At 70.1% G+C, this 17,926-nt stretch carries 18 protein-coding genes and 1 tRNA gene; 8 read left to right on the top strand and 11 right to left on the bottom strand.

Annotated features, from left to right (window positions below; genetic code table 11):
- The first annotated feature begins 119 nt into the window (after positions 1–119).
- Both PUT80_RS33570 and PUT80_RS33565 read left to right on the top strand, forming a co-directional pair.
- Positions 120–254 carry an ATP-binding protein gene (locus tag PUT80_RS33570; RefSeq protein WP_275294527.1) on the top strand — a complete coding sequence of 45 codons (135 nt, stop codon included), beginning with the start codon at positions 120–122 and terminating at the stop codon, positions 252–254.
- On the top strand, positions 244–609 hold the full coding sequence (locus tag PUT80_RS33565) for a hypothetical protein (RefSeq protein WP_101436322.1): 366 nt from the start codon (positions 244–246) through the stop codon (positions 607–609). Before PUT80_RS33570 ends, PUT80_RS33565 begins: the two co-directional genes overlap by 11 nt.
- A gap of 21 nt (positions 610–630) precedes the next feature.
- Here the strand turns inward: PUT80_RS33565 and PUT80_RS33560 are convergent, their stop codons facing one another.
- Complete coding sequence (locus PUT80_RS33560; RefSeq protein ID WP_246370192.1) at positions 631–1,737, bottom strand: IS110 family transposase; 1,107 nt, start codon at positions 1,735–1,737, stop codon at positions 631–633.
- Between the two features lie 191 nt (positions 1,738–1,928).
- Here PUT80_RS33560 and fxlM point away from each other — a divergent pair, with 191 nt between their 5' ends.
- The 6 genes from fxlM to PUT80_RS33530 all read left to right on the top strand — a co-directional run bounded on the left by fxlM (position 1,929) and on the right by PUT80_RS33530 (position 9,862).
- On the top strand, positions 1,929–3,224 hold the full coding sequence (gene fxlM, locus PUT80_RS33555) for a methyltransferase, FxLD system (protein WP_167441929.1): 1,296 nt from the start codon (positions 1,929–1,931) through the stop codon (positions 3,222–3,224).
- A gap of 6 nt (positions 3,225–3,230) precedes the next feature.
- Positions 3,231–3,401 carry an FxLD family lanthipeptide gene (locus PUT80_RS33550; protein ID WP_081685088.1) on the top strand — a complete coding sequence of 57 codons (171 nt, stop codon included), beginning with the start codon at positions 3,231–3,233 and terminating at the stop codon, positions 3,399–3,401.
- A 31-nt stretch (positions 3,402–3,432) separates the two neighbouring features.
- A complete protein-coding gene (locus PUT80_RS33545; protein WP_101436321.1) occupies positions 3,433–6,552 on the top strand; it encodes a lantibiotic dehydratase in 3,120 nt (1,039 codons plus the stop codon).
- Positions 6,549–7,763, top strand: coding sequence for a lanthionine synthetase C family protein (locus PUT80_RS33540; RefSeq protein ID WP_101436320.1), 1,215 nt, complete (start codon positions 6,549–6,551; stop codon positions 7,761–7,763). The genes PUT80_RS33545 and PUT80_RS33540 overlap by 4 nt, the downstream gene beginning before the upstream one ends.
- Entirely contained in the window at positions 7,745–8,770 is a 1,026-nt protein-coding gene (locus PUT80_RS33535; protein ID WP_101436319.1) for a thiopeptide-type bacteriocin biosynthesis protein, read from the top strand. The genes PUT80_RS33540 and PUT80_RS33535 overlap by 19 nt, the downstream gene beginning before the upstream one ends.
- A 267-nt stretch (positions 8,771–9,037) precedes the next feature.
- The gene (locus PUT80_RS33530; RefSeq protein ID WP_101436318.1) at positions 9,038–9,862 is read left to right on the top strand and encodes an SAM-dependent methyltransferase; all 825 of its coding nucleotides are present in this window, start codon (positions 9,038–9,040) and stop codon (positions 9,860–9,862) included.
- A 91-nt stretch (positions 9,863–9,953) separates the two neighbouring features.
- On the opposite strand, the gene PUT80_RS33525 is transcribed toward PUT80_RS33530, so the two are convergent.
- The 10 genes from PUT80_RS33525 to PUT80_RS33480 form a co-directional block, all read right to left on the bottom strand.
- Positions 9,954–10,026, bottom strand: a tRNA-Lys gene (locus PUT80_RS33525).
- Positions 10,027–10,188: 162 nt separating this feature from the next.
- Positions 10,189–10,659, bottom strand: a complete 471-nt coding sequence (locus PUT80_RS33520; protein ID WP_143271392.1) for a hypothetical protein — start codon at positions 10,657–10,659, stop codon at positions 10,189–10,191.
- Between the two features lie 119 nt (positions 10,660–10,778).
- The gene (locus PUT80_RS33515) at positions 10,779–11,597 is read right to left on the bottom strand and encodes an SAM-dependent methyltransferase (protein WP_101436316.1); all 819 of its coding nucleotides are present in this window, start codon (positions 11,595–11,597) and stop codon (positions 10,779–10,781) included.
- 93 nt (positions 11,598–11,690) lie between these two features.
- Complete coding sequence (locus PUT80_RS33510; RefSeq protein ID WP_101436315.1) at positions 11,691–12,578, bottom strand: serine protease; 888 nt, start codon at positions 12,576–12,578, stop codon at positions 11,691–11,693.
- A gap of 135 nt (positions 12,579–12,713) precedes the next feature.
- Positions 12,714–13,283, bottom strand: coding sequence for a hypothetical protein (locus PUT80_RS33505; protein ID WP_101436314.1), 570 nt, complete (start codon positions 13,281–13,283; stop codon positions 12,714–12,716).
- 562 nt (positions 13,284–13,845) lie between these two features.
- The gene (locus PUT80_RS33500; RefSeq protein WP_101436313.1) at positions 13,846–14,856 is read right to left on the bottom strand and encodes an SAM-dependent methyltransferase; all 1,011 of its coding nucleotides are present in this window, start codon (positions 14,854–14,856) and stop codon (positions 13,846–13,848) included.
- A complete protein-coding gene (locus tag PUT80_RS33495; RefSeq protein ID WP_101436312.1) occupies positions 14,853–15,503 on the bottom strand; it encodes an HAD family hydrolase in 651 nt (216 codons plus the stop codon). Before PUT80_RS33495 ends, PUT80_RS33500 begins: the two co-directional genes overlap by 4 nt.
- A complete protein-coding gene (locus PUT80_RS33490; protein ID WP_275294526.1) occupies positions 15,497–16,063 on the bottom strand; it encodes a hypothetical protein in 567 nt (188 codons plus the stop codon). The genes PUT80_RS33495 and PUT80_RS33490 overlap by 7 nt, the downstream gene beginning before the upstream one ends.
- Positions 16,064–16,104: 41 nt before the next feature.
- Entirely contained in the window at positions 16,105–16,353 is a 249-nt protein-coding gene (locus PUT80_RS33485; RefSeq protein ID WP_101436310.1) for a hypothetical protein, read from the bottom strand.
- A gap of 58 nt (positions 16,354–16,411) precedes the next feature.
- Positions 16,412–17,425, bottom strand: coding sequence for a hypothetical protein (locus tag PUT80_RS33480; protein ID WP_143271391.1), 1,014 nt, complete (start codon positions 17,423–17,425; stop codon positions 16,412–16,414).
- Between the last annotated feature and the right edge of the window lie 501 nt (positions 17,426–17,926).

Genomic DNA, 17,926 nt, shown 5'->3' with positions numbered 1-17,926 from the left:
GCTGCACCCTCAACGCTGATCCCGTCATAGACGGAGCAAGGTAATCCGTCCACAACGGACGCAAGGGAGGCACGCCAACCCAATCGTGTACATCGTGGACACTCAACCCGAGCAGTCAGATAACCGCGGCGATGCTGGACCGGCTGCTGCACCGCGCGACCGTCGTCGGCATCGACGGCCCCTCCTACCGACTCCGCACCCATCAGTCCACATCGGACAAGCTGCGCAAGGCGGTGAACGCGCATGTCTCCTGACCCGCGCGACCCGAACTACAACGCGACGCGCAAGACCTGCCCGATCTGCTGGGAAGCGTTCATCGCGACCGGACGTCAGGCCAAGACCCGCCTCTACTGCTCGCGCCAGTGCAAACGCACCGCCGCCGCCCGCCGCGAGATCGACCGGGCCGGCCACCCGCACACGTCCTTCGGGCCGCCTCCGGCGGCCGCCCCGCCGAGCGCGCCCGCGCCGCTGCCGCAGCCGGCCGCGCAACGCGACTGCCCGCACTGCGGCGGCCCGGTCACCATCGTCGCCCTGCTCACCACACCCGAAGCCGCCCGCCCGCAGATGCCCCTGGCAGCACCCGACGGAGTGATCCCACTCCACCGCTGACCCAGGCTAAGCTGGCACACCTCAGCTGGGGAATTTCGACGAGTACCCCTGGGGACTTTCAGGGAGCGCCGTCACGGCGGTGCCCAGGTAGTGGTTATGCGCCAAACGGCGGGCGACGACGAACTCGCTCCGGCCGGAGCGTCGGGTGACGGGGGCGGTGCCGCCATAGCACTGCAACCCGTTGGGTGTGTCGAACTGGGTGATGTCGTCTCCGATTTCTCCGGCTATCCGGGCGGCGAGCCGGTCCCCGAGCCCGGGGAAACTCAGGTAGATCTCACCGCCCGGGATCGCTTTTCCCGGATCAGGCTCCTTCGGTTGTTTCGCGCGGCCATGACGGGCCGATCCGAGCAGCAATTCCGCCATGCGGCGTTCCCACGCCCTCCGTTGATCGCGGATGGCCAGCAATTGGGTCGCAGTCAGCGCGATCGTGCCGGATTTCGCGCGCACCAGATACTCTTTGACCGGCAACCGGTCAGCGTCCAGGGCGTCAGCGACGCGGGCGGCGAAGCGGTCGGGCCAGCCGTGTTTAGCGGCGCGAGCGAACGCGGCGATGTCGCCGGGGCCGGCTGCGGCCAGTTGGTCATGGCCTGGCCAGCGGCTCAACAGCTTCAGCATGACCGGCGAGCCGAGGTCGCCGCCGGCGATGGCCAGAGCGGCCGGGAAGATGGCCAGCAAGTCCGCACGCAGCCGGTTGAGCAGCCTTCGTTCGTCGCGGGCGGCGCGTTCGTCGTCTCGGGCGATCGCGCGCAATTCGCCCGCCAACTCACCGTGCGGGATCAGTTTCCGCAGCTCCAGGAACTGATCCAATGCCAGCAAGCAGCAAATCCGGGCGTCCTCGGCGTCGTCTTTCTTCTTGGCCGGCCCCCGGCGGCGGGCCACCACATCCGGATTGACCGGCAGGACCGTGAAGCCCGCATCAGTCAACGCCTCGACCAGAAGACCGTGTCGTGTTTCCAGCACGATCCGCACGTCGGCCGGGTCGGTCTCCAATTCCAGGCAGCGAGCCACAAGCCGACCGACTCCCGCCGCGGTGTGGTCAATACGGAATTGCTCGATCACTCCCTCGCCCGGGCGGCCCAGGGCCACATCATGAAAAGACTCCGCCCAGTCGATACCTGCTCCCAGCAAATGCGCCGACTCCCTTCGTGTCCAGGAACGAAAAAACTGGAACCGGAGGCCGCGCGTCGTGCTGATAAACCAGTCCTCATCGGGACAACACCCTCCAAGACGACAAGCCTCCGGCTAAAACCTCCGAGGACGCTGTCTCATCACAGTCCTCGCGGGACAAGCACATCAAGCGTTCCCCGGAGGCCCCAGCCATGAAAGAAGGTACTGCTATCAGCACACCTGAACACACCGACACCGATGCCGCCCGCGCGGCCGAGGACCCCGACGAGTTGCGGAAGGCGATGATCGCCGAGTTGTGGGAGATGGGGGCGATCCGCAGCGACCGGGTCGCCGCCGTGTTCGACGGGGTGCCCCGGCATCTGTTCGCCCCCGAGGCGACACCGGCGCAGGCGTACAAGGCTCGCGACGCGGTGCATGTGAAGCGGGACGAGCGCGGCGTGCCGATCAGCACGGTGTCCTCGCCGCAGCTGCAGGCCGGGATGCTGGAGCAGGCCGACATCCGCCCCGGGATGCGGGCACTGGAGATCGGCTCCGGCGGGGTGAACGCGGCCATGATGGCGTGGCTGGCCGGACCCGGCGGGCAGGTCACCACCGTCGACATCGACTCCGACGTCACCGAACGCGCCCGGCGGCTGCTGGACGCCGCCGGCTACGAGCGGGTCAACGTCATCCTCGCCGACGCCGAGACCGGGATCGCCGACTTCGCACCCTACGACCGGATCATCGTCACGGTCGGCGCCTGGGACATCCCGCAGGCGTGGCTGGACCAGCTCGCCCCCGACGGTCGGCTGGTGGTGCCGCTGCGGGTGCGGGGACTGACCCGTTCCCTGGAACTGGTCCGCGAGGGCGATCACCTGGTGAGCCGGTCGGCGGAGATCTGCGGATTCGTCGCCATGCAGGGCGACGGAGCGCACCAGGAGCAGCTGGTGCCGCTGCGCGGTACCGACGCGGTGATGCGGTTCGACGACGGCTGGCCCTGCGAGCAGGTCCCCGACCTGGACGGCGTCCTGGACACCCCGCGTGCGCAGGCGTGGACGGGTGTGCGGATCGGCGGAGCCGAGTCGTTCGAAACGCTGCAACTGTGGCTGGCCACCGTTTTCCCGGGGTTCGGCAAGCTGCGCGCCGAGGCGTCGCTGCGGCCGGTACTGGTCGACGAGGGCACCGTGTGGTTCGACTCCGCTGCCATCGAGGGTGACTCGGTCGCGTATCTGACTACGCGAGGTGTCGAACCCGGGATCGCCGAATTCGGCGCGCACGCCTTCGGCCCGCACGCGGACGACCTCGTCACCGCGTTCTGCGAGCAGATCCGCGCGTGGGACCGCGACCAGCGCCACGGCCCTGGGCCCACCTTCGGCGTGTGGCCGCCCGGCACCCCGGACGAGCGGCTGCCCGACGGCGTGGTTGTCGACAAGCGGCACCAGCGCATCACGATGTCCTGGCCTTCCCCGACAGGCCAGGAACACCAAGAAGTAACCGAGAAGGAGTGATCGATTATGACCCTGGCCCTTACCTCCCCGGCCGAGGAGGCCGACGAGTTCTCGCTGGATCTGACGGTGATCGCCGACAGCCTGCCGCTGGCGAAGATGTCGTGCGACACCAGCGACAACTGCGGCGGCACGACCTGCGGGTCCGCCTGCACCAGCCACGTCGCCACGCCTCTGTGACCGACTCCGAGTAGAAGACAGGGCGAGGCTCATGGCCGCGAAACGGACCCATTTCCAGCACGTCGATCTGGTGCTGGCCCGGGTCAGCACGGACCCAGGCGGGCTGGACGTGCCCGAGGCCGTGTCCGCCGGAACCGGGGACGCCTCCGGGACTGGCCGGGCGTGGCTGGTGCGGTTATGGCACCGCGCCGAGGTCCGTGCCGCGCTGCGAATCGCGAGCCCCGTGCTGGCCGAGCAGATTGACCAGCTCGTCTCCGGCCGCGACGGCGACCCGCGCCAGGTTCGGCGTGTGCTGTCGGCCACCTCGTCCTACCTGCTGCGGTGGAGGCGGCGCGCGACCCCGTTCGGCTTGTTCGCCGGAGTCGCCGCCGCCTCCACCGACGCCCCGGCGTCCGCTCGCCTCGACCCCGAATGCCGGGTGTCGGCGCGGGCGGACGCCCGATGGCTCGGCGAGATCATCACGGGCCTGCAGCAACGTCACGACCTGCTGCCGCGCTTGACAGTGGTCGCCAACAACGCCGCGTTCCGGCGCGGCACCCGGGTCGTGATTCCCGCCCGCCCGGACGAAACCCAGCCCCAGCGCGGCGCGGCACTCGACACCTCCCTCCGTTACACCCGCGCGGTCGAGAACGCCTTGCGAGGCGCGGCGTCCCCGGTGCGGATGGCGGAGCTGGCTGAGCGGATCGGCTCCGACTTCCCCGCCACCGACCCCGAGACCATCGGCCGACTGCTCGCGCAACTGGTCGAGAGCGGCGCGCTGATCACCACACTGCGACCACCGTTGACAGCGACGGACCCGTTGTCGCACCTGCTCGCCGAACTCGACGCCGCGGGCATCGACGACCTGCCCGACCTGGTGAAGATGACCGCCGAACTCACCGCGATCCGGGACGAGCTGGCCTCGGCGCGTGCCTGGGCGCCGATGGCCGAGCACGCGATCGCGTTGGAGCAGACCGAGGATCGGATGCGCGCGCTCCATCCGACCCCGGGGCGGGTCCAGGCCGTGGACGTGGCGGTGGCCGGCGAGCTGACCGTTCCCGAGGCGGTGCTGCGCGAGGCGGAGATCGCCGCGACGACGCTCCTGCGGCTCACCCCGTTCCCGTTCGGCGATCCGGCATGGAAGGACTGGCACGCCCGGTTCCTGGACCGCTACGGCGCGGGCGCGGTCGTCGGTGTGCGCGAGGTGATCGCCGACTCCGGGCTGGGTTTCCCCGCCGGGTTTCTCGGCGCGGCCCGGCCGCGCGCCGCGCACCTCGTCACCGAACGCGACGTCACCCTCCTGCGGCTGATCCAGCGCGCCAGCACCGAGGGCCGGGCCGAGATCGCCGTGACCGAGTCCGTCCTCGAGGATCTCCGCGTCGGTGACCACGCGAAACTCATCGCGCCCGCTCGAGCGGAGCTGGCGTTCCAGCTTCATGCCACCTCATCCGAAGCCCTGGAACGCGGGCATTTCCAGTTGTGGGTCACCGGCGCTCCGATGCACGCCACCAGCATGGCCGGACGCTTCACCCGCCTGCTGTCCGAACAGGACCGGGAACGGCTGGCCGCCAGCTACGCCCCGGATTGCGCCGACGTCGCCTGCGCGCAGCTGTCGTTCCCGCCACGGCGCGAGGGCAACGAGAACATCGTGCGCGTACCCCGGTTCCTGCCGTACCTGATCCCTCTCGGCGAACACCACGCCACCGAGCGGACCGTGATCGAGCTGGACGATCTGGCGGTGACCGCCGACGCCGATGAGATCGCGCTTGTGCGGATCTCCACCGGCCGGCGGGTCCAGCCGCACATCCCGCACGCGCTGCAGAACACCATCCAGACCCCGCCGCTGGCGCGGTTCCTGGCCGAGGTCGCCTCCGCGCGCCGCGCGGTGTACGGCCCGTTCGGCTACGGCGTCGCCGACGACCTGCCGTTCGTGCCCCGCATCCGCCACGGCCGCGCCGTCCTCTCGCCCGCCCGCTGGCACCTCACCCCCACTGACGTCCCACCCGCCGCGGGCACCGGTTCCTGGGACGAGGCGCTGCACACCTGGCGGGCACGGTGGCGGGTGCCCTCGGCGGTCGTCCTGGTCGAAGGTGAACTCCGGCTCCCGCTCGACCTGGACGACCACGCTGATCGCGCACTGTTGCGCAGCCGCCTGGAACGCAACCGGACCGGCCACCTCGAACTGCGCGAGGCCGGACCTCACGAACCCGGCGGCTGGGCCGGGCGCCCCTGCGAACTAGTGGTCCCACTGCGCGCCGCCCCACCGGCCAAGACACCGGGGCACGACGAGACACGAGCAGCCCGGCCACACGTCGCGGTGCGCCGCTCGGACACGGCGATGCCAGGCAGGGCAGGAATCATCCGCGCACACCTGCACGCCCATCCCACACGGTTCGACGAGATCCTCACCGACTACCTGCCCGGCCTGATCACCGGCGTCAACACCGAGCACGGCGCCGCGCCGTGGTGGTTCTGGCGACATCACGACCCCGCCCGAGCCGACTGCGACCAGCACCTCGTGCTGTGCCTGCGTACCCGCCCCGACACCCACGAGGCCGTGGCCGCCCAGCTCACGGATTGGGCCGGCACCCTGAGCGAGGCAGGTCTGCTCGCCGAACTCACCTACGCCTCCGCAACACCATCCCCGGCCGCCCTCGGCCACACCCCGGAAACACGCGACGCCCTCGACGAGGTGTTCACCGCGGACTCGGTGGCCGCCGTGGAACAGCTGCGCTGTGCGAAACGCACCGAAACACCCGGCCAAGCCCTTGCGGCGGCCTCCATGACCGAGATCGTCGCGTCACTGGCGACCTCCCCGCAGCTCGGATTGCGCGACCTGGTCGACCTGCTGCCTCACGAACCCGGCAAGCTCGACCGCGCGCTCGCCGACGCCGCACTCGCCCTCGTCGACCACCACGGCCAGCTGCGGCCCCTACCCGGCGGAGACGCCGTCACCGAGGCGTGGCAGCAGCGCCACCACGCCCTCGCCTCCTACCGCGAACGCGCGGCACACGACGAAAGCGTCGAGGAACGGCTAGTGCTGCGGACGCTGCTGCACAGCCACCACCTGCGCGCGGTGAGCGTGGACCCCGGCACGGAAAAGGTCACCGCTCGCCTCGCCCGAGCCACCGCCCAGCGCCGCCTCGCCCTTCTCCGCCAGGACCGAGCATGACCACCACGCGGGAACCACAAACGCTCTCCGACCAACTGGCCGCGCGCCTGGCGGTCCCGGTCACCGACCCAGACGACCACAGCGGCCGGGAGCAATCGCTGGCCGAAGGCGCGGCCGGGATCGCCCTGCTGCACATCGAACGCGCCCTCGCCGGAGCCGGATCCTGGGCCACCGCCCACCCGTGGGTCACTGCGGCGACCTCCCGCGGCGTCAGCATCGCCGCCGACACCAACCTCTACCTCGGCGCACCGGCAATCTCCTTCCTCCTGCACGCGGCGCAGGCCGACGGGCGGCACCGCTACCAGGACGCTGTCGCCACCCTGGAAGCTCGCGTCCGCACGCTGGCCCAGCACCGCGTTGAGACCGCTGCGGCCCGCGCCAGCCGTGGCGAGGCCCCGAATTTCAGCGAGTACGACCTGTTCACCGGCCTGACCGGGATCGGGCGGCTCCTGCTCCAGCACAACCCCGGCGCCGACGTACTCGAACAGGTCCTGAACCACCTCGTGCGCCTGACCGAACCCCGGCCTGACCAGCTGCCCGGATGGTGGGTTGGGCACGACCCGGACACCACGATCGCGACACCCGGCGGCCACGCGAACCTCGGCCTCGCGCACGGCATCTGCGGCGTGCTGGCCTTCCTCGGCACCGCGCTGCGCCGCGGTGTCACCGTCGAGGGCCACGCCGAGGCCATCGCCCGGATCTGCGCGCACCTGGACACCTGGCGCCACGACGACGATTCCGGCCCGTGGTGGCCGGAATGGCTCACCCACGACGAAATCCGCACCGGCCGAGCCCACCAGCGCGGCCCACTGCGGCCGAGCTGGTGCTACGGCACCCCCGGAATCGCGCGCGCCCAGCAGATCGCCGCCATCGCTGCCGGCGACACCGCCCGGCAACGCCTGGCCGAAGACGCCCTCGCCGTCTGCCTGGCCGACTCCGGCCAACTCGCCCACGTCACCGACACCAGCCTCTGCCACGGCTGGGCCGGGCTCTACCAGACCGCCTGGCGCGCGGCCCAAGACGCGCTCAGCGCCGACATCAGCCAGCACCTGCCGCGTTTGGCCGCATCGTTGAGCCACGCCACCTCGAACACATCTGAACAGGCCGCCGGGTTCCTCACCGGCACGGCAGGACTCGCGCTCGCCGCGCACACCGCGACTCACGACACACCACCGATCTCGGGATGGGACGCATGCCTGCTGATCACCTGACCCCGTGCCCTGGCCTCGAGCACGCCATCGCCACCGTCCTCGCCGGCACGCCAGTGGACCAGGCCGCCTCGACAGCCGGGATGGACGCGCTCGCACTGTCCGACGCGATCGAGATCTACCGGGACGCGGGCCAGCGCGCGCTCGACCAGCACACCGACCCCAGCTGGTGGCAGGTCTACCTCCGCTTCACCGACTGGGACAACGCCGAACACACCGCCACCGCGCACCTCGCCCCGCTGCTCACCCTCGCTGCCGATGACGACATGACCAGCGGGTGGTGGTTCATCCGCAAACACCCCTGCTGGCGACTGCGGCTCCACGTCGGCCCACAACACCGCCACGCCCTGATACAGACGCTCTCCGGCGCCTTCGACGACCTCACCGCCCGCGGTCACCTCCACTCGTGGTGGACCGGGATCTACGAACCGGAAACCGCCGCCTTCGGCGACCACCCCGGTATCGACATCGCCCACGACCTGTTCTGCGCCGACAGCCACGCCATCCTCACCGTGGCGCACCGCGACATCGGCCTCGGCCGCCGCGAGCTGTCCCTGCTGCTGTGCAGCACGCTCATGCGCGCCGCCCACATCGAGTGGTACGAGCAAGGCGACATCTGGCACCACGTCTCCCAGCAACGCCCGCTGCCCGCCGACATCACCTCCGGCAACGTCGCCGCCATGGCCGCGGCGATCCGCCAACCCCTGCTCGCCGACATCACCGACAGGGGGTCACTGCTCGGCCCGGGCGGGCCGCTGGCATCCATCGCCCCCTGGACACGAGCATTCCGCGACGCCGGCCACGCGCTCGGTGCCGCAGCGAGCGAGGGTCGCCTTCGCAGGGGCCTCCGCGAGGTCATCAGCTACGCGATCATTTTCCACTGGAACCGCCTCGGCTTCACCGCGCGAACGCAAGCCATCCTCGCCCACGCGGCGCGCACCGCGATCCTGGACGCCCACACCGTCAAGACCGCCGACACCGACGCACCGGCATCGTCGGTGACCGGCTAGCGACCATGCGCCCCGAACACCGACCTCTGGCAACCACGACGCGACGGCTCGCCGCCGGGGAAACCTCGGTGACACGGTGCACCGCTCCGCCGTCATGGACGTCGCGGATACCGGTCACACCCCCAGCCAGAGCGGGACACCCGGGCCGTCGCGCCACTGTCGCTCCGGTACAGCGGCGCCCGGGTGCCACAGCCGCGCACGCCGTTACAGTGTCAACGGGTTCGTTCGAGTCGGGGTGAACGAGCCCACCCGTGGGGAAGGCCAGTCATGGCGCACATCAACAGCACCCACCCGATGTGTCCCTCGCTGGACACCACCCGCCCTGGGGTAGCCCGGGTGCGCGATGCCGCGCTGGGCGGCAAGGACAACTACTCCATCGACCGGGACCTGGTGGCCGAGCTCGAACACGCGACACCCGGCTTCAAAGACCTGGTCCGCGCCGAACGCGCGTGGCACGTCCGCGCCGTGCGGTACCTCGCCGGCATCGGGATGGACCAGTTCCTCGACTGCGGCGTCGGGCTGCCGACCCTGTTCGACAACACCCACGAGGTCGCCCAGCGCCACAACTCCGACGCTCGGGTCGCCTACGCCGACGCCGATTGCATCGTCGTGGCCCACGGTCGCGCCCTGCTGCAAGACGGCGAGTGCAGCCTCGTCCTTCAGGCCGACTACACCTATCCTGAAGAACTCCTGCCCGCCGCCGGTGCGTTCCTGGATTTCACCCGCCCGATCGGGCTGCTGCTCACCGACACCCTGCACCACGTCGAGGACGACGCCCATCCCGACAAGCTCATGGCGACCTACCGTGACGCGCTCGCACCCGGTTCCGCCGTCGTCGTGAGCCACTGGTGGGATCCCGGCACCGGCCCTGAGCACGACGCCGCGTGCGCGTTGGAGGCCACCTGGCAGGTCCGCTGTCCCAATACTGGCCGTTACCGCACCCGCGCCGAGATCGAGGCCCTGCTCGACGGACTGGAACTCGTGCCGCCCGGCCTCGTGGCGTTCGACGACTGGTGGCCCGACGGCCCCAGCATGACCGCACCGACGCCAACCAGGCGTCTCGGACTCGCCGCCGTCGGAATCAAACCCTGAGCAACCTCGCCCAGGGACCTCACACGACCTCGCCAGCCGAGGCCACCTCGCTGAACTTAACAGGAAAGGTGGCTTGACCTGCGGAAACTTGTGGGCCGCCAGGGGCTCGAACCCTGGACCCAAGGATTAAAAGTCCTTTGCTCTACCAACTGAGCTAGCGGCCCGCGAGTAAGTTTAGCGGGAGGCCGTCGGGCGCTGCGCGGCCTGGGTGCCCTGTTGACCGGGGGACCGTGGTAATTGCGGGCTTGGTGGTTCCCGGCTGGCCGTGCCTGTCGGTTGTCGAAGTGGGTCGCCCCCGGATCCGGTCGCTGGGCCTGTCGGCGCGGTTATTCCTGCGTGGGGGCGCCCTGGTGGCATTCGGCGCAGGGTTGGGCGTCGTCGGGGATCGTGGCGTCGATGAGGCCGATTCGCGCGCATCGAGTGAAGGCGGCCGTGTGGTCGCCGTATCGGGTCGCTATCGGGGTGTCGCTGATCCTGTGCACGGTCTGCGGGGTGGTGAAGCCGATGCATCGCTCGCCAGCCGTCGCTGTCGCGGGCGGTTCGGGGGCAACCGGCGTGAAGAGGGCATCGAGGTCGAACGATGGCCACTGCGGTTCGGGTTCCGGCTTCTCGTGCTGACCACTGGGGCGTGGTCGCAGAAGGTGGACGGCGGCCAGGGCTGGTCGGTGCTCCGTGGGCAGGGTGGCCGTCGAGCCCGCGGTTGAGGCGGCTGGGTGCGCGGTTCGCTTGGGGCGGCCGGGCGGCCGGATCTGGACGCCAGCGGCGACCAGATGGGCGCGGACGGTCTTGACGGACATGCGGTAGCGGCGAGCGAGGGACCGCAGGGACGCGCCGGCCTCGTACCGGCTGGCCATGCCCGGTGGGGCCGGGCGGCGAGTCCTCGCAGCGGCAACAGCGCTGCCGGTACGGCTGCCCATTACTGGTCTTGGACGTCGGCGTCGGGGATGCGTGCGGCGACGCAGTGCAGGAACGGGCCGTCGTGGTGGTCGGCCGGGATCGTGTCGAGGCCGGACAGCCAGCGGCTGAGCGTGCGGCGGGATCGGGGCGTGAGTGGTTGTTCGATGCTGCGATAGAGGTTCAGCGCGGCCGACAGGCGGAGATGGTCTTCGGGCTTGTCCGGGGGCGTGAGGTGGGAGAGCGCGAGGTAGCTGCCGGGGGCGAGGGCGTCGCGGTAGCGGGCGAGGATGTCGGCGGGGTGGTGTTCGTCCGGGACGTGGTGCAGGACGGCGGTGGCCAGCAGGAGCACGGGTTGGGTCAGGTCGAGGGTGCTCCGCACCGCTGTGCTGGCCAGGATCGCGTCGGGGTCGCGCAGGTCGGCGGTGAGGATCTCGCTCGCCGGGTTGGAATGCTGTTGCCGGGCGATCGTGCAGGCGGCGGTCACGATGGGGTCGTAGTCGACATGAACCGCGCGGATTCCGGGATGGGCAAGCGTGGCCTGGTGCCGCCAGGTGGGCCCGGTGGGCATGCCGCAACCGAGGACGAGTACCTGCCGGACCCCGTGGTCGAGCGCGTGATGCAGTACGTCGGTGGCGAAGGCGAGGTTATGGCGGGCGATGTCGCCGACGGGTAGCAGGAGTGCGACTTGTTCGCCGAAATACCGGTCGACGCCGGTGTTGTGGCTGTTTCCGGCGGCCCAGTCCGCGATCCGGGCCGTGTTGGGTTGTTCGAGCCGGGAGAAGTCCGGTGTCGGCCATCGTGGGGCGTCGTTCGCGGTCGCGCTTGTCGTGTGGTTCATCGGCGTTGGTCGTCCCCGACTTCAGGTCTGATCCGGCTGAGTCCCGGGGTGCCGCGCTGTGCTGGGCACGGGCGCGACAGCCCGGGCTTCGTGTTAGGTGGCGTTGCCGGTGCGGGCGACGTGGTAAATCCAGTCCCGGAAGTCCGGTGAGCTGGTGTACACGTCGGGCGCGGTGCCGCAGAATTCGGTGGCGGCGCGGCTGGCGCCGCCGACGAGCTGCTGCACGCCGTTGACGGTGGCCAGGGCGGGCCCGCCGGAGTCTCCGTAGCAGCTGCCGTCCGTGCCCGAGGGGTTGTCGGTGCACAGCTCGCCGACGGACATGGCCGCGTCCGCGCAGCGGGAGGGCGCGGTGACGCGGGTGTCGAGCTGTTGCAGGTGCAGCGGCAGGTCGGTGCTGGTGCTGTCGGGCTCGGTCACGCCCCAGCCGTAGAGGCTGATCTTGCTGTCCCGACGGGCGGTGTCGCGCGCCAGCTGGACGGTCGGCTGCTGGAGCAGGTGGTCGAGCTTGAGCATGGCGATGTCCGAGACCTTGTTCTTGGGCGCGCCTTGGGCCCAGTTCCAGCCGGGGTGGACCACGATCTTGGTCACCGTCGCGGTTTCCCCGCCGGAGAGCCGATCGAGACTGCCGACCCGGACGTGAAACGCCTTGTCCGCGGTCGGGATCGGCGCCGCGTCGGCTGCGAATCGCCGGGCCGTGGACCCGTTGGCCGCACCTGTTGGCGGGTCGGTGACGCAGTGTGCGGCGGTGACCACCCAGCCTCGGAACACCAAGGCCGCGCCGCAGGTGTGGTAGTCGATGTACTTGGCGCCGTGCGCGGGCGCGTCGTACTGCAGCGAGGTGATACCGGCAGGAGCGCTCGTGGCCGGGTGCCCGCCGACGATCATCGGTTCGACCGGAGGCGGGGTGTCGGCGACCGCTGTGGTCACCGGGGCGGTCAGCGCGGCGGCGATGCTCACCGTGACGGCTGCTGTGAACGACATGATCTTTCTGTTCACGAAGGTTGTCTTCCCATCTGAAAGAAAAGCGACAATTTGTCCACAATGGATTCGTTGCGGTCCGGGCAGATCGGTGGCCCGCGGCCTGGATGGCTGAACGGCATCGGCGGCTGACCCCGGCTATTCGACGACGTCTTCGCGTTCGGTCACGGCGTGCAGGGCGGGTTTGTCGTGTCCCGGCGCGCCGGTTCGGCAGGGCTCGCTGGGATTGTCGTTGCTGCCGCACGAGCCGAAGATCAGGCAACGGGAGATCTCGTTGGGGTGGAGCGTGCGCGCATGGTGTTCCAGTCGGACGAGCACGGCGGGAAAGACACCGGTGTGCAGGCCGATGCTGAGCGGTGTGCTGCGGTGACGAGCGCAGCCGATGATGGTGCCGCACGAGGTGAAGCGGGCGATCCAGTGCTCACCGTCGCGGTAGAGGTCGCATTCGAGTTCGTTCAAGCCGACATCGGCCGCGGGGTACCGGCGGTTGTCGTCGTCGAGCGCGTCACCGAAACTCGCGGGGTAGTAGAAGTTGGCGACGATGTCTGAGTCGCGATCGAGAATTGTCCAGCCGCGATAGGTAAACCAGGCGATCAGCGGGTCGACGGTTCCGTCGTCGGCGGGCGGGCGCCCGTGGCGGCCGGTCCCGACGAACGGGTCGAGTACGTCCCGGACACGGGTCAGCAGGGTGCCGAATAGGTGGAGCATTCCGGTGGTGGCCTTCCTTGGGGTGTCAGTGGGCGGTGTTGTGCGTGGCCCGCAAAGGGGCGATGGCCTTCGCGACTTCGGGCAGAGCGTCTGCGCTGTCGGCCGTACGGCAGCGGACGCGGTTCGTCGGGGAATGAAGCCGCGAGCCTCGACCGTCGTGGTGGCGCGGTTAGTGCGGTTCGGGCGGACGTGTCCTGGCTTCAGTGGTGTCGGCGTCGTTCGGTGGCGTGGGGCGCGAAGCGTGTCGTAGGTAGGGCCGGGGCCCGGTTCGTGGCCGTGCGGGTGGTGTGCGGACTGGGGGAAGCCGCAGCGTCGGCTGCTCGCGTTCCGGACGGGTAGCCCGGAGGTCGCGGTCGTGTACCGGCCAGGCCGGGGGTGGTGGCTGTTTCTGCTCGGCTTCGACGCGGGCGGCTATTGCCGCGACCGAGTCCGGGCGCTCGTTCCAGCGCCGTCGCCGACGGCGAGCGCGGGCTCGCACGGCGAGCACGGCGCCAGCCACCAGCAGCGCGGCCGAAAGGCCGACGAGGAGGATCGGGCTCATCGTCAGACCGGTCGTTGTGGATCATGGCGCGCCCGTCCGGCTGACGTCGGCGCGGCGTTCGGGAACACGTCCGACCGCGGCGAGGGTGTAGGGCGCGCGGGGGTGGCGGGTCTCCTCCGGCTCGGGCCAGCGCCGGGTCGTGGTGATGCCCGGGTCGAGCAGATCGAGATCAGTAAACAGCCGGGCGAACTCATCGACGCTGCAAGGCTGCGGGTGCGGCGGCACACAGCGTTGGTGTGCTCGGCACCAGCGGGCCGTGACCGCCCGCAAGGCCACGAGATCGCCGGGGTTCGCGGGCGCGAGCAACGGCTCGTCCGTCAGGTGCGTGATCGCGACAAGACTGCCCGGATGCAGACGTTGTGCTAGGCGTCGCGGCACGGAGCGGCCGTCGATTCCGGGTTCGGCGAAGTGCAAGAGGTCGACTGCCAGTACGCACACGCGTTGGGTGAGATCGAGCAATCCCTTCGTGGACAGGTGGGTGAGCATCGTGCCGACAGCGAAGAGGTTTCCCCGCACCATGTTCGATCGGTGCCGAGCGCGGGGGTCGTCCTCGAAGTCGCCCCGACCGTGGGCAAGGACGAGCGGGTCGTGGTCGACGAGCACGATCGTGGGATCCTGCTCAGCGTCCGCGCCGATCACCGCCGCGTGTGCCGCGCTGGTGTGCACGTGTCCTGACCCCAGTTCCACGAACTGGGTGATGCCTTCGTCCAGCGCGTACTCGATCACCCGGGACGTAAAGGCGCGCCGCATCCGCAGCGCCGTTTTCGCGTACGGGGCGATGCGTTTCATTTCCTCGGCGACTTTGTGATCGAGCAGCCATGCCCGGTCGCCGTTGGCGACGATCGCGTTCTCCACCCGCGAGATATGCGGATAACACAGGCATAAGCGCGGCAGTTCGCCCCAGTGGCGCTGTTGGCGAATCCGGTTGTGTGGCCAGGTAAAGGTCGCCCCGCATCCGCCGTGCGGATGAGAACACAACCCATTCCAGTAGCGCCCGCGTTCCTCGGGCATCGGCGAGATCGTCACGCTCATGCAGGTGCTCCTGCCAGTTTCGCGAGGTGTTCGGCGGCGCCGGCGAGATCGGGTACCACGGCGACACGCGGGTCGCGGTGAACGTCGTCCGGGATGTCGACGTCGCGGGTGTTGACGAGCACGGCGGCCCGGCACCCGGCGGCGAGCGCTCCCCGGATGTCTTCGGGCACGCGGTCCCCGAGGTGCACGATGTCGCTGACCGGCACCTGGTGCTCGGTGGCGATCGTGGTCCAGGACCGGGGCTGGGGTTTGCGTGCACGCAGCTGGTAGCTGGTGTACACCCCGGCGAGGTGCTGCCCGCACTGGTCAAGAAGGTCGCCCATCCTGGCGGGCCCGGCGATGCAGGAGACGTTCGACAGCGCCACCACCGGTGCCAGGGCCGCGAGGCGTTCCAGGGCGGCCAGCGTGCCGGGGTAGGCGGTGAACCCGCCGGTCGGCCAGATCTGCGGCCAGTCGGAGGTGTTGATGAGCAACCGCTCGCGCACCAGTTCGGCGACCTCGTCGGTGAGTTCGGGCACGACGTGCAGGATGTTGCGGTCGATCTCGGCCGCGTTGTCCGGCGCCAGCGCGATGTCCCGCAGCACGTCCGCCGTGCCGGGCCGATCGAACGAGCCGAGGGTGTCGCCCACGTCGGTGGTGATCAGCACGCGGTACCTCGCACTCGACGGCGCGCGGGAACGGCGAGGTGGGCCATCACCGCCGCCGCGATGACACCCAGAAGTTTGTGGAGCCCTTGGTCGAGGTCGGAGAGCGCCGTGCCCGGCCCGGACGTGTCCGGTTCGGTATCGGGCTTGCGCATCACGGTGGCGACCGCGATGAAGGTGTCCTTGTGGTTGACCCGCTTCGCCAGCCACAACAGGAAACGACGACGGTCGATGATCCAGTGCGTCCCGAAGTTGATCACCGCACCGGCCAGCTGGGCACGCCACGGCAGACGCAGGCCGAGGATGCGCGCGACGGCCTCGGTGACGATCAGTTGCCCGGCGGCGTAGGTCAACACGTGAGCTGTGGCCGCGCGGCGCCCGACGACGCAGGCCGGCACCGGGGTCTCATTCTCACGCGAGACCTCGGCTGCGGATTTGCCGTCGCTGGGGTATACCAGCTCGTCGCCGTGTAGTCCTTTGAGGACAGCGTCTTTCGGACGCTGGAGCCAGCGGTCAGCCCATAGATGCGACCCGTGGAACGCGCTGGCGAGTGCCCCGAACAACGCGATTCGTTCCACAGCGCGGTCTGGGAAGTTGGCCGTGGTCATTCGCCGTGCTCTTCGGTGCTGCGGCCGTCGTCGGAGCGCTTGTAGAACAGCTCGAGGTAGACGTCCGCGTCGGATTCGCGATCGGCGCGGCGGGGCTGGTCGAGGTCGATGCCCCAGACCTGGACTTCGGCCTGTGCTGGGTCGGCCAGCCACTCGGCTGCGGCGGCGAACACCTCGGCGCAGTCTCGGCCGCTGACCGTCGTGCAGTCCACGGCGTCGTCCGGTGCGAATTGTCGGCGTGGCATACGAACCTTTCTCTTCGAGATACTTCGCGGGAACGTGACCGGCGAGCGTTGACTGTGCTCAGCCGGTGCCGGGAAGCGACGAGGCGATGTGCTCACCGCCGAAGTCCTCAGCGGTCTGGTCGGCCACGACCGGTGTTCCGGTGGCCAGCAAGAACTGGCGTGCCGCCGCGACCACTGAATAACGGGCGGGCGCGGTGTAGCCACCGGCGCTGGCGCCGAAGCGCAGCCACGGCCCGAGCCGCGCCAGGTACGTCAGCCACAACCGTTCGGCGATCGCGGGAATATCGGCTCGCAGCGCCCGGGCGGCATGCCAGGAGTTCAGCAGCGGCTCGGGCCAGCCCGCGGCAACGCCCGGTCGCGAAGCCACTACCTGGGCCGCCCGCGAGCACTGCGTCAGCATCTCCGGCGGCGGAAGGTGTCCCTGGACCAACCCGAGATCGGCCACCCACGGCACTACCGGCGCCGGGTCGCGCTCCGAGGGGCCGACCGACGCCATCCGCAACGCGATCGGCAGCAGTGCGGACGCTTCGCCACGATCCACCGGATCCCGGTTCATCGACCGGGCGAACGCCTCGGAGTGCGGAATGCGTGGCAAGGTCTGCCCGACATCCAGACCGGCCTCGCGAACGGCTGCCAACAGGCCCAGGCCGTGCCCGTGCTCCCAGCCCATGCGCATCAAACCCCAGGACGGTGAGAGCGCGTGGGGTACGGCGTCGCCGGAGAGCACCAGCGTGCGGACCTGCGGGTCCACCAGCGTCAAGCCCAGCGCTGGCGCGCATAAGGGCCGCAGCACGTGAATGGCGAGCAATCGCTGCCACCACGGCGCGGCCAACGGGGTGCACACCGCTCCCGGTCGGTCCTGCTCGCGCAGTCGGCGCAACGCCGACGCGAGCCGTGACTCCGCAGCTGGCGCTTCAAGATCCGCAGGCACGTCTGGATCTGCCAGCACCACCTCCTCTGCGCCGACCTGCGCGGCGTGGCGCAGGCCGCGCCCCACCGCCGCGCCCCAGCTCGCGCCCGGCAAGGTCAGCACCACGTGCGTCGCGCGCAAACCGCTGGAGGCGAACCTCATTTGGGTCGACGGGTCCTTCCGGTCGCTGGTATCAACCAGCACCGTGCACACCGGCCGACCGCGCGCTCCGGCTAGCACCGCATCCTCGACGTGGCGCGCGACCATGCCGATGGTCGCCGTGTGTGCGTGAGCAGGGAGCACGATCACCGCCGGCATCGACCTGCCCTCGTCCGAGTCGGTGCGGGGTGGGGCGGCGAAACCACGAGCAGGAGGGGGAATCGTCGAATTGCTCTGTGGTTCCGCCGCCCCAGTCCTCGCAGCAACGCCCGGAACCCCTGGGGGAAGGGCCTTAGCGGGCTGCGGCGAGGACATCGGGGGCACGGTCTTACTCGCCACCATCGGCGTGCACTCCCAGCTGGCGACGACTTGAGTGAGTGCCCCGTGGGGGCTTCCTGCCGACGTCCGGAGTTGTGGCGTCGGCGCGGATGCCCAAGCGGCGTTCGGCCTCCTCCGCGATCACGCGCAGCGGTCGATCCCGCTCGCGCAGCACTACCGGTGCCA

This window comes from Amycolatopsis sp. La24, assembly GCF_029087445.1.
Lineage (GTDB): Bacteria > Actinomycetota > Actinomycetes > Mycobacteriales > Pseudonocardiaceae > Amycolatopsis > Amycolatopsis nivea.
The sequence above is the reverse complement of the archived record's forward strand: the minus strand, read 5'-3'. Positions and strand labels throughout refer to the sequence as shown.

Bases quoted from the DNA above. Each gene is read 5' to 3' on its own strand.
- PUT80_RS33510 (WP_101436315.1), bottom strand. From the start codon at position 12,578: ATGTCGTTCACAGCAGCCGTCACGGTGAGCATCGCCGCCGCGCTGACC.
- PUT80_RS33565 (WP_101436322.1), top strand. From the start codon at position 244: ATGTCTCCTGACCCGCGCGACCCGAACTACAACGCGACGCGCAAGACC.
- PUT80_RS33530 (WP_101436318.1), top strand. From the start codon at position 9,038: ATGGCGCACATCAACAGCACCCACCCGATGTGTCCCTCGCTGGACACC.
- PUT80_RS33520 (WP_143271392.1), bottom strand. From the start codon at position 10,659: ATGTCCGTCAAGACCGTCCGCGCCCATCTGGTCGCCGCTGGCGTCCAG.
- PUT80_RS33505 (WP_101436314.1), bottom strand. From the start codon at position 13,283: ATGCTCCACCTATTCGGCACCCTGCTGACCCGTGTCCGGGACGTACTC.
- PUT80_RS33515 (WP_101436316.1), bottom strand. From the start codon at position 11,597: ATGAACCACACGACAAGCGCGACCGCGAACGACGCCCCACGATGGCCG.
- PUT80_RS33545 (WP_101436321.1), top strand. From the start codon at position 3,433: ATGGCCGCGAAACGGACCCATTTCCAGCACGTCGATCTGGTGCTGGCC.
- fxlM (WP_167441929.1), top strand. From the start codon at position 1,929: ATGAAAGAAGGTACTGCTATCAGCACACCTGAACACACCGACACCGAT.
- PUT80_RS33500 (WP_101436313.1), bottom strand. From the start codon at position 14,856: ATGAGCGTGACGATCTCGCCGATGCCCGAGGAACGCGGGCGCTACTGG.
- PUT80_RS33485 (WP_101436310.1), bottom strand. From the start codon at position 16,353: ATGCCACGCCGACAATTCGCACCGGACGACGCCGTGGACTGCACGACG.
- PUT80_RS33535 (WP_101436319.1), top strand. From the start codon at position 7,745: ATGCCTGCTGATCACCTGACCCCGTGCCCTGGCCTCGAGCACGCCATC.
- PUT80_RS33540 (WP_101436320.1), top strand. From the start codon at position 6,549: ATGACCACCACGCGGGAACCACAAACGCTCTCCGACCAACTGGCCGCG.
- PUT80_RS33480 (WP_143271391.1), bottom strand. From the start codon at position 17,425: ATGAGGTTCGCCTCCAGCGGTTTGCGCGCGACGCACGTGGTGCTGACC.
- PUT80_RS33550 (WP_081685088.1), top strand. From the start codon at position 3,231: ATGACCCTGGCCCTTACCTCCCCGGCCGAGGAGGCCGACGAGTTCTCG.